Below are 1,412 nucleotides of genomic sequence, written 5' to 3'. Positions count from 1 at the left end.
TCTGAATACATAAGATAAGTGAGGCATACCCGGGGAACTGAAACATCTCAGTACCCGGAGGAAGAGAAAGCAAACGCGATTTCCCAAGTAGCGGCGAGCGAACCGGAATCAGCCCAAACCAGAAAGCTTGCTTTCTGGGGTTGTAGGACACTTCATGTGGAGTTACCAAGAAATGTTTTAGATGAATCGATCTGGAAAGATCAGCCATAGAAGGTAAGAGCCCTGTAGTCGAAAGGACATTTCCTCCGAAGTGGATCCTGAGTACGGCGGAACACGTGGAATTCCGTCGGAATCCGGGAGGACCATCTCCCAAGGCTAAATACTCCCTAGTGACCGATAGTGAACCAGTACCGTGAGGGAAAGGTGAAAAGTACCCCGGAAGGGGAGTGAAAGAGAACCTGAAACCGTGTGCCTACAAGTAGTCGAAGCCCGTTTATGGGTGACGGCGTACCTTTTGTAGAATGGACCGGCGAGTTACGATCGTATGCAAGGTTAAGTGGACAACACGGAGCCGAAGCGAAAGCGAGTCTGAACAGGGCGATTTTAGTATGCGGTCGTAGACCCGAAACCGTGTGATCTACCCATGTCCAGGGTGAAGGTCAGGTAACACTGACAGGAGGCCCGAACCCACGTATGTTGAAAAATGCGGGGATGAGGTGTGGGTAGGGGTGAAAAGCCAATCGAACACGGAGATAGCTGGTTCTCTCCGAAATAGCTTTAGGGCTAGCCTCAAAGAACGAGTGCTGGAGGTAGAGCACTGATTGAACTAGGGGCCCTCATCGGGTTACCGAATTCAGTCAAACTCCGAATTCCAGCTACTTAGCTTTGGGAGTCAGACTATGGGTGATAAGGTTCATAGTCGAAAGGGAAACAGCCCAGACCGCCAGCTAAGGTCCCAAAGTATACGTTAAGTGGAAAAGGATGTGGAGTTGCTTAGACAACCAGGATGTTGGCTTAGAAGCAGCCATCATTTAAAGAGTGCGTAATAGCTCACTGGTCGAGTGACTCTGCGCCGAAAATATACCGGGGCTAAACGTATCACCGAAGCTGCGGATTGTTCCTTCGGAACAGTGGTAGGAGAGCGTTCTAAGTGCTGCGAAGTCAGACCGTGAGGACTGGTGGAGCGCTTAGAAGTGAGAATGCCGGTATGAGTAGCGAAAAAAGAGTGAGAATCTCTTTCACCGAATGCCTAAGGTTTCCTGAGGAAGGCTCGTCCGCTCAGGGTTAGTCGGGACCTAAGCCGAGGCCGAAAGGCGTAGGCGATGGATAACAGGTAGATATTCCTGTACCACCTCCTTTCCGTTTGAATGACGGGGGGACGCAGCAGGATAGGGAATGCGCACCGATGGATGTGTGCGCCCAAGCAGTTAGGGTGCCGGATAGGAAAATCCGTTCGGCTTTACCTGAGCTGT

The 1,412-nt window shown here is 51.1% G+C and carries 1 rRNA gene; it reads left to right on the top strand.

What is annotated here, in order from left to right:
• Nucleotides 1-1,412: ribosomal RNA gene (locus J2Z81_RS15655) — 23S ribosomal RNA — on the top strand; the annotation flags it as partial.

Source organism: Virgibacillus alimentarius (assembly GCF_017874635.1).
Taxonomy (GTDB): Bacteria; Bacillota; Bacilli; order Bacillales; family Amphibacillaceae; genus Virgibacillus_B; species Virgibacillus_B alimentarius.
The sequence above is the reverse complement of the archived record's forward strand: the minus strand, read 5'-3'. Positions and strand labels throughout refer to the sequence as shown.